The organism is Bacteroidales bacterium (assembly GCA_018334875.1).
Classification (GTDB): Bacteria; Bacteroidota; Bacteroidia; order Bacteroidales; family UBA12077; genus JAGXLC01.
The window spans coordinates 1-9532 of record JAGXLC010000152.1 but is presented as its reverse complement, the minus strand read 5'-3'; the positions used below and the strand labels follow the sequence as shown (position 1 = coordinate 9532).

7 protein-coding genes are annotated in these 9532 nt (G+C 45.4%); all 7 read right to left on the bottom strand.

From position 1 onward, the window contains the following. The coding region (locus KGY70_12345; protein ID MBS3775973.1) for an endonuclease at positions 1–382 on the bottom strand (382 nt) is incomplete at its 3' end. 14 nt (positions 383–396) lie between these two features. Continuing rightward, positions 397–1155: a DUF169 domain-containing protein gene (locus tag KGY70_12340; GenBank protein ID MBS3775972.1), complete on the bottom strand. Its 759-nt coding sequence runs from the start codon at positions 1153–1155 to the stop codon at positions 397–399. A 235-nt stretch (positions 1156–1390) separates the two neighbouring features. Continuing rightward, on the bottom strand, positions 1391–1783 hold the full coding sequence (locus KGY70_12335; GenBank protein ID MBS3775971.1) for a DoxX family membrane protein: 393 nt from the start codon (positions 1781–1783) through the stop codon (positions 1391–1393). A gap of 210 nt (positions 1784–1993) precedes the next feature. After that, a complete protein-coding gene (locus tag KGY70_12330; protein MBS3775970.1) occupies positions 1994–2416 on the bottom strand; it encodes a flavodoxin family protein in 423 nt (140 codons plus the stop codon). A 710-nt stretch (positions 2417–3126) separates the two neighbouring features. Beyond that, positions 3127–6360, bottom strand: a complete 3234-nt coding sequence (locus tag KGY70_12325) for an FAD-dependent oxidoreductase (protein MBS3775969.1) — start codon at positions 6358–6360, stop codon at positions 3127–3129. Between the two features lie 583 nt (positions 6361–6943). Then, the gene (locus KGY70_12320) at positions 6944–7804 is read right to left on the bottom strand and encodes a sigma-70 family RNA polymerase sigma factor (GenBank protein MBS3775968.1); all 861 of its coding nucleotides are present in this window, start codon (positions 7802–7804) and stop codon (positions 6944–6946) included. A gap of 196 nt (positions 7805–8000) precedes the next feature. Beyond that, positions 8001–9485 (bottom strand): Do family serine endopeptidase, encoded by a 1485-nt coding sequence (locus KGY70_12315; GenBank protein MBS3775967.1) that lies wholly within the window; start codon positions 9483–9485, stop codon positions 8001–8003. Positions 9486–9532: the final 47 nt, after the last annotated feature.

Genomic DNA, 9532 nt, shown 5'->3' with positions numbered 1-9532 from the left:
AGCCTACAGAAGGCTGCTCAGGCGTCTCAGAAAGCCAGAAAGTGCCGTGATCCAGTTCGGTAAAAATGTTATGGTTGTAATAAACTGCGGAATATTCACCTTCTGTCTCCCCATCATCTCTGCCTACACCCACGTAACTATATGATTCAAGCTGGCTGTTGAGGTACTTTACCTGATGATCCAGTCCTTCCTGAATGCCGAAAACACCAGGCTCATAAAAAGTGATTTGACTGGTAATAATATCTTTCCGTTTATCCCATGCATTTTCCGTAGCGTTGGGATTGTCATACCTGATGTTATAAGTGATCAGTTTCACGGTTTGTCCCATAGCGATTGAAGATAACAACAGACTCAAAAGAACTGGAATCAAGTATTTTTTCATATCGGTTCGCGTTTTTATTTTATCCTTTTCTCCAGATGTTCCCATATATTGGTAATCAGGAAACTCTCTTCCATATAATCCATCAGAGTGATCAGGCGGTTGTAAGGTGTAGAAAAAGTCAGTTCATTATCACCTACACAGGCACGGGCTGAGGGATCAAACATGCCTAATACGCTTCTGGGATTCTCTTTATCCTTCTCCATATACGGATAAAGGGTAATGGTACTGCACCCTGAACCGAATGGTGAGATAACCCCTGCATTACCAACAAAATCATAGTTGGCCAGCATAAATAATCCCGACAATACATGAGGTTCGGCAAAAAAAACCACCACCTCAGGTTCATCCTCCTCTGAAAGCTTATCCCAGCGCTTAAAAATCAGCCAATGATCCCCCTTACTGAAATGAGGAAAACTTTCCAGCATCAGTTTAACGGTTTCGGGATCCCGTTTATATCGCTCTCCCTCTGTTCCTTCACTTCCACAGGAAAGATAAAAGTCAAAATCGGAGCGTATTTCCTCGGTAAATCCAGCAAACCAGCGGCCGCCTCCACAATTGATGTGTTGTTGTCCAAATGCACGGGAAGCCCCCTTCCTGACTTTATTGAGGTTACATATCAAACAGCGGTGATCCACGCTTTTTTGAGAAGATTCATCGCTTGAAACCTCAATATGGTTAATGTTTTTGCTGTAATAAAAAGCCAGCGGAAGTTCGGCATTTTTAAAATACTTCCTCCATAACTCAATGAAACGGTCTCTAATGGTTAGGTCCATTTCTACCTCTTATTTTTTGATGTGAATAAAGGCAAAGTTAGTAAAATTTTACAATTTATTTTTTCGGGGAAGAACCAGATGAAAACCCGATATATACATACCTCCGTAGCCCGAATCATCCTCAAAACAAAGAAGATCAAAGAATGTTATTCCAAAATTTGTTTGGATATTATATTAAAAAAGATGGTGACAAAAATGATCACCATCTTTCATTGTTCAGGATATCACCAATCATTCATTCCACATTCACCTTCAGCATCGGCTTGTAGCCATCAAAATAAGCGTAAACCAACAGCACTTCCAGAATGAATACAATGTATCCTACCATACCTCCGGCAGGGTCCAGGGCCAAATGATACAACAAAATGCCCACTGCCACAGGGGCAAAAAGAACCAAAGCCAAAAGCACATAACGGCCGATGATAAGTAAAATACCACTAACTAGCTGAATCACTCCAAGCAACGGCCACACGAAGCCCGATTCCATCAGAGCCCCTAAGAATTTCATAGCAGCTTCGGGAGGTTCCGGCATGGGAAGAAACTGAAAGAAATGGTTCAGCCCGAATACCAACAAAATCACTCCCAGAACGATTCGGATGATTTTAACACCCATTTGATTTGGTTTCATAAGCAAGAAGTTTTAATGAAACATTGGTTTTTACCGGATGAAAATTGACTATCGGGCGCTGTAATTGTAAGAACAGGCCGTTATAGATTTTGAATTTTACATCCGGTTATTTATCCTGCAAGTTACAAAAAATACAACCACAAGTCAAATAATTCCTTAATGCCCATGAAATTGGTGACAAGTGAAGATCGATGGCTTTCCATATTGAAGTCAGGTATTCTGAATGAGCTTTTCCAACTGCTTTTTATTTTCAGAAGTTAGTTTGCTGCTTCTTGATTTAAGAAGCACATAACCTTCCGGTAATTTATCATTTATGAGTTTATCCATTTTTCTAAACATGGATCCGGTTAAGGTCTTGTAAGTTGTAAATAAACCTACCTTTTTATCTTTAACTTCCGGGAGATTCCCGGAATACTTTTTAAACTCCTTATCCGGGTGCTGAGCAAAGAAAAACAATCCACTTGTCCATGCGCCCAGTAGCACAATATCTGCAGCCTTCACCTTTTCAGGATCATAGTCACTGATTGAGGCTGTGTTGGTTTCCAATCCCTTTTGAGATAAAAACCCGGCTATTGCTTCGGCATACTTTTTTGTGGTTCCTGTCCGGCTGTTGTAGATGATAGCTGCTTTCATAGCATTCATTATTTAAGTAATAAACTGATTGGTGTAAAGATAAGAAATATTAAATGAGCATAATATTCCCGGAATACGTTTTTACATGGCTACCCTGCTTTTGCCCTCATACACCCGTCCGACCGGTATGTATGAATAAAAGGCATTGAATGCTTTCCGGGTAATTGACGGATGTCAATATTTCCTTTGTATTCATTACCGGTCAGACGGGAGGTCGGCAATAGATCAAAAAACTATATTTACATGCTTCTGCATGTTTCAATTGTCAAGTGTTTCGCATACCTACATGGTGCTTTCAAACGGATTTGAAACCCTTTCGCATGCATGCATAATATCCCGGAACGGATTTGGAGTGTCGGCCAAGCTTGCCTGGTGTTTTCATACAAGTCCGAAACCCTCCCGCACGTTTGCATGGTATTTTCGGGATCTCAGAAAACGTCTCGCATGCTTGCATGGCGTTTTCCAATGCCGAGAAAAGGTCTCGCATGCTTGCATAATGGTTTCCAATGTCGAGAAAACGTCCCGCATGCATGCATGACATTTTCCAACCCCGAGAAATCGCCTCGCATGCATGCACGAAGCTCTCGGACAGATCAATGACAATAAATGACCACTTTCTAATGACAACAAATGACAATTGTATTTCCCTGCTAACTGACATTCCTGATTTGCCAATTAATAGTGGCTTCCGCAGAAAGCAAGACCAACTATTACTTAAATGTTTTCTCCGGCATTCCGTCACCGGAGCGTTTCAGCCTGTCGAAATAACCGGGGGTAGGTCTGCCCGTGAGCTTATCCACATAGAGTTTGGCAAGATATTGTGCGAGCATGTATCCCTGACCCCGGAGACCCAGGAAAAGACCCAGCTCAGGGTCGATAACCATTCGAGGCTCAACGTAATATCCGGCCCACACGGCCTGAAATCCAACAGAGGACAACCTGGGTATCCAGTCGGTGAAGATTTCGGTGGCAATATTCAAAAAATCGAGGGAATTTACCTTTAGATTTTTATCCGTCTGCTCAGGCTCTATAGCAGGGGAGGCACAGCCGATCACCTGGCCGGTTTCTGCAAGCTGCTGACCATATACGGCACTAAAGCCTTTGTAATTTCTTCTGTCAATCATCATCGGCAGATGGCCGCCATTAACACCCATATAAGGCAATCGCCTGGTGATAAAAGCTTGGTGCTTCACGGAATAAAGACCGGTCTGAACACCCATCTTCCCGGCAAAATAAGGGCCTTCGTTTCCCAAAGCATTGACAAATATTTCGGTCTGATACTCCACATACTCCCTGTTATGGTTTCGAACCAACACCTTATAAGTATTCCCGTCCTTTTTCACTTCAATAACCCGGCAATCCTCTTCTACGCTGCCACCGTGTTCTTCGCCCAGGTGCCGGATGAGATCGAGCACCCGGCCCGGTGTCGACTGCCAGCAATTTCTGGCCACCAAAGCCCCTTTATAGGTTTTCAGGTGGGTATTGAAATGGGGAGAAAGCTCCTTCTGAAAGTCCTTAGCTTCGATCATATAAGCATCGGACCACTCCATAGATTTTTCCAGTATCCTGTAGATTTCATCATTATGGGCAAAAGTAACATACCGTATGGGGTGGTAATCGATGTTGGCAATTTCCTGAAGCTCCCGGAAGATCCGGTTGTTGTTTTCCGCAATCTCAGAAAGTTCAGGCAGTGTAAAATTGGGCCTCCCACCGGCAATATTTCGCCAGGAGGCTCCCCTTCCGTAGTTAACCAGCACCGGCTCCCGTCCTGCCTCTGCCAGGTAACGAAAAAGGGCACTACCCGCAATCCCTCCGCCGGCAACCAGGGACTGAACCCTTACCTTCTTCACTTTTCGGCCATTCGATAAGGGTTGTACGTGCTCATGAACTTGCCTGGGATAGAGCTCACCCATTGAGACCTGGTTAGACATGGGTCCCCGCGGCGTAGCCTCTCCTACCAGAGATTTCCCGTATTTGGGCAATACCTGCTTCAGTCTTTTTATACACCGCTTCCCTCTACATGCACCCATGCCCAGACGGGTGGTATGTTTCACCTCATCCACACTGATGAATTTGCGTTTGCCGATCACATCAAGGATATTCTTCAGCCTGACATCATCACAGTGGCAGATATACTGCTGCGTTTCATGAGCGTATTCATAAGGTTCAAAACGTATGGGGTCGGGATAAGAGGCTTTGGTAATAAAACCACGTACTTCCATTAGATCATTGCCGTGCAGATTGAACGATTTTACCCGTGCAATATGGGTTTTGTTCGACTTTCTCAATATCTTTTCCACGCGGCCTTCACCAAGCTTTTGGCCGTGGTTGTTCACAAGATACACCGCTGCTCCTTCTTCTGCCTCAATTTCGAGGGGCAAAAAAACACTCTCTTTCTTTAGATGGTAGCCGAAAATGGCCAGCCCGGGACACTGATATATACACTGCATGCAGCCGGTGCATTTTTCATAATCCATTACCGGGGCCGAGCTGGTTGACGACTTGGTGATGGCTCCGTAAGGACATACAAATGCACAGGGATTGCAGGCAAAACCATAAAGGCAATCAATAATCACGAAGGGTTTTTTCTCCCTGCGTTTTTCAGAAGGCTTATAAGGTTCATCCAGAACCCTGACCGGCTCCTGTTGTGAATCAATAAATTCTTTGGAAATTTTCAGATAATCCTTATAATGGTATCTTTCCCCCATATCCTCAAGGATTTCATAGGCTACCTGTTTTCCTCTCAGCACAGCACTGGTTCCTTCGCCAATCCGCATCGCATCGCCTGCTCCATGGCACTCCCTGCCAAAAACTTCCTTCCCCTTGGTGAACAATTCGCCATCCGGAACCAAACCCGTACATATATTGATGGCATCGATGTCTTCCATTACCTTTTCAGTACCCGGTACGGGTTCAAAATGCTTCGATTCCGCCACCACGGCTCCGGCGATGCCATCATGGTTCTCATTGGGAATGGCCTTCAGCAACTGATAAGAAGTGATAATGGGTATACCCAGACGGCGCACCCGGCTGGCCTGTACCGGAAAGCCACCTTCTGCGGGGAGGGCCTCCAGAATGGCCTTTACATTGGCGCCAGCCTGTATCAACTGGTAAGATGTAAGGTAACCAATATTTCCGGCTCCTACAGTCAGAACATTCTTTCCCAGAAGGGTCCGTTCGATGTTCATCATCTTTTGAACCACAGCAGCGGTGTACACTCCCGGAATATCATCATTTTCAAAAGGCGGCATAAAAGGAACCGCACCTGTGGCAATAATCAGGTGACCGGCCTCTACAAAACAGATTTCGCCGGTTCTGATATTTTTAACGGCAAGCCGTTTGCCCTCTAGAATATCCCACACCGTTGAATTAAGAAAAATACCGGTATGATCGTCGCCGGCAAGCTCTCGGGCCAGTTCAAATCCCCTCATCCCACCATATTTCCTTTCTCTCTCAAAGAAAAAGAACTGATGGGTTTGCATGAGAAACTGACCGCCCACCTGTTCGTTGTTATCGATAACCAGGTTATCTATTCGATGCTCATTGAGCACTTCCCGTGCTGCCAGTCCTGCCGGTCCGGCTCCTACAATAGCTACATCCGTTTTATACACATTCTGAGGCTGGTCGGCAGGCACCTTTGTCCGGCGGGGCTCATAATCAGCAGGAATCTCATGAACCTCTTCTACATGATCCACCCGGGTAATGCAAGCCCTCCGAACCTCACCGTCGACGATCATCTCGCATGCGCCACATTTTCCTATACCGCACTCCAGACTACGGCTTCTTCCCTCCAGACTGTGTGAGTGCACTGGGAATCCGGCTTGATGCAGAGCCGCTGCAATGGTCAGCCCTCTTTCACAGCTTACGGAATGCCCCTCGAAAGAAAAATCAGTGGTTTCTCTTTGGTCTATATCCAGAATGGGATGTTCTGTAATGGGATACATTAAAAATTCCTTTAAATTTCAAAGGAATGAAGATCATTAAACAACGAAGATATTGCAATGACTTTTATCAGGACAATGATTTATAGCGAAAAAGGAGGTTTGTGACGTTCCTGATGACACTTCGGCAATTGCCGTTTCCTCTTTTATCAACTGACTTTAGGCTATTGCTGCGGGCTTTTGCAAAGGCACCCCGTCTGACCGGTTCCCGGGTATAAAGGCTAAAACAAATAAAAGCAACAAAATATGAAGCATCTGAAAACATGTCCTTGTTCTGCCCCGGTCGGACGGGTTGGAGATGGCAGTGAAAGAGCAGGCCCATGGTAAGCCAAATCAAAAGGTAGTAGTGTTTTCAATAGAATTAGGTTAGGCAGTAGTATATAGCTACAGAATTTCTTATGTGGTTTTTTATACCGGTTATTGGTTGCGCTCCATGCGGGTATAGTGCCTTTTGATGGGACGACAGTTGGAGCGCTTTAAGTTCTGGTGCCTGCTCCCCGGGCGCTGCCCGGGGTTACTTACCGTAAAAAAATCCCGGCATTTCTACCGGGATTTTTCCAATTAACCAAACCATTATGCTGAACCGCTAACCTAAATAGGCCTTCAGCAATTTACATCTTGAGCGATGCCTAAGCTTTCTGATGGCTTTCTCCTTGATCTGGCGTACCCGCTCACGGGTCAAACCAAATTTATCGCCGATCTCCTCCAGGGTCATATCGGAAACGCCAATACCGAAAAAGTGTTTAACGATGGCCTTTTCTCTTGCCGTTAACGTAGAAAGGGTTCTTTCCACCTCATTGTTGAGTGACTCCCTGATCAGCGGATTGTCGGAATTGGGTGCATTTTCATTGGGCATGACATCAAGAAGACAATTGTCCTCGTCATCACCAAAAGGTGCTTCCATAGACATCTGCTTGCCGCTGACCTTCATCGTTTCGGCCACCTTTTCACCGGGCATATCCAGGCTATCGCCCAATTCTTCCTCTGAAGGTGCCCTTTCATTATTCTGTTCAAACCTTGCGTACTCTTTGTTGATCTTATTCAGCGTGCCGACCTGGTTCAACGGCAAACGTACAATTCTCGATTGTTCGGCAAGTGCCTGAAGAATTGACTGACGGATCCACCAAACCGCATAGGAGATGAACTTAAAACCCTTGGTCTCATCAAATTTTTTGGCTGCCTTGATCAGCCCCAGGTTGCCTTCATTGATCAGATCGGGAAGACTGAGCCCCTGGTGCTGATACTGCTTGGCCACAGAAACCACAAAACGCAGATTGGCACGCGTAAGCTTTTCCAATGCAGCCTGATCGCCCTTCCGGATCCTCTGAGCCAATTGCACTTCTTCATCTACCGTCAGAAGCTCTTCCCGGCCAATCTCCTGCAAATATTTATCTACGGAAGCGCTTTCTCTGTTCGTTATGGATTTGGTGATCTTTAATTGTCTCATTGGCCATAAATTTTAGGGTTTACAACAAGATACTTGTTTTAAACAAATATAAAATTTCAGAAGAATATCCATGAACATTGCCAGAGAAATCTTCTTCAAACCATAAAGCCTGTAAAAAGACCGAACCATTGGTAAAACTCCAACGATCCGGTCTGTATTGTATTTACCCCTAAAAATCTTATATTTCCTCAGGTCCCTACTTTTCGACCTGGTAAACGTATACGTAATCGCCGCCGGGATATAAGCCCTCAAATTCCAGCCTTGTGCCTTCGCGAGCCTGATTGTATATCTGCCGGAGGTCACTGACGCTCTTAACGGGCTTGCCATTCACGGACATGACGATAAATCCTTCTCTTATTCCAGCTTCACTGAGTTTGCCATCCTCAATACTAACCACCTGCACTCCGTGAGAGATGCCCGATCTTTGTTTCTCCTGCGCATCTATGTCCTTGAATTCAGCACCCAACTCTTCGAGGGCTTCCTGGCCAGTTACGATTTCCGTGCTGCCTTGTCTGTTACGCAACGTAACATCAAACTGTTGCCTCTCTCCGTCTCTTATTACGGTAACGGTCACTTCATCTCCCGGGCTGTAGTTATTGATCGTGGACTGCAAATCAGCCACATCCCGAATTTCTTTGCCATCGACGCGGATCACCACATCACCGGGTTTGATATCTGCCCTGTCAGCAGCACCATCGCGTTGAACGCCAACAATGTAAGCGCCCTGGCGGGTATCCAGATCATATTTTTGGGCAATCTCCCCATTGACCTCCTGGATTTGAACGCCCAATACAGCTCGTTGAACTTCACCGTATTTCATAATATCCTGAACCACCTTCCTGGCAATTTCAGAAGGAATGGCAAACGAATAACCGGCATAAGTTCCTGTAGGTGATGCAATGGCCGCGTTGATACCGATCAGCTCACCTTCGATATTGACCAGTGCGCCACCGCTGTTACCCTTATTGACAGCGGCATCGGTCTGGATGTACGATTCGATGGACAATTGATTCTCCTCCGAGCGTTGGCTTAAAACTCCTGTTCTGCGCCCTTTGGCACTAACGATACCGGCGGTTACTGTTGTGCCGATATTAAAGGGGTTGCCAACAGCCAATACCCATTCGCCCAGTTTCATGTCCTGAGAACTTCCAAACTTGAGATGGGGCAGATCGGTGGCATCGATTTTCAATAAAGCCAGGTCGGTAGCAGGATCCATTCCGACAATCTCGGCTTCATAGTCTTCTTCATTGGGGAGTGTAACAGACAGCTCATCCGACTGTTTCACCACATGGTGGTTCGTTACAATATAACCATCAGAAGATATGATGACTCCTGAACCAAAGCCTTCCACTTCCCGTTGTCGCTGTTGCGGAGCCCGTTCATCGAAGAAAAACCGGTATAGAGGATTAACCGGCTGTTCACGGGTAAATTGCGTTGTAACATGGACCACCGCAGGAACCGTGTTCTCCGCTGCCAGAGTAAAATTGAATTTTTCTGCCTTAAAATCGGCCGGCAGATTGGCAAAATGGATACCGTTGGTATCATTTTGGCTCAATCGTTCCGCTGCAGCAAAACGACGCTGTGTATCATTGTTGTTATTAAGGCTCGAATAGATCATTACTGTAAGCAATGCAGCCAGTATTGCTATTACAACCGTTCCAATATGCTTTCTTATATTCATAACTAAAGATTTTTAAGATTCCAGTTTTATATTTGTGGGGTTAAGAT

Excerpts from the sequence above, each read along its gene's own strand:
- KGY70_12330 (MBS3775970.1), bottom strand. The coding sequence starts at position 2,416 with ATGAAAGCAGCTATCATCTACAACAGCCGGACAGGAACCACAAAAAAG.
- KGY70_12340 (MBS3775972.1), bottom strand. The coding sequence starts at position 1,155 with ATGGACCTAACCATTAGAGACCGTTTCATTGAGTTATGGAGGAAGTAT.
- KGY70_12325 (MBS3775969.1), bottom strand. The coding sequence starts at position 6,360 with ATGTATCCCATTACAGAACATCCCATTCTGGATATAGACCAAAGAGAA.
- KGY70_12320 (MBS3775968.1), bottom strand. The coding sequence starts at position 7,804 with ATGAGACAATTAAAGATCACCAAATCCATAACGAACAGAGAAAGCGCT.
- KGY70_12335 (MBS3775971.1), bottom strand. The coding sequence starts at position 1,783 with ATGAAACCAAATCAAATGGGTGTTAAAATCATCCGAATCGTTCTGGGA.
- KGY70_12315 (MBS3775967.1), bottom strand. The coding sequence starts at position 9,485 with ATGAATATAAGAAAGCATATTGGAACGGTTGTAATAGCAATACTGGCT.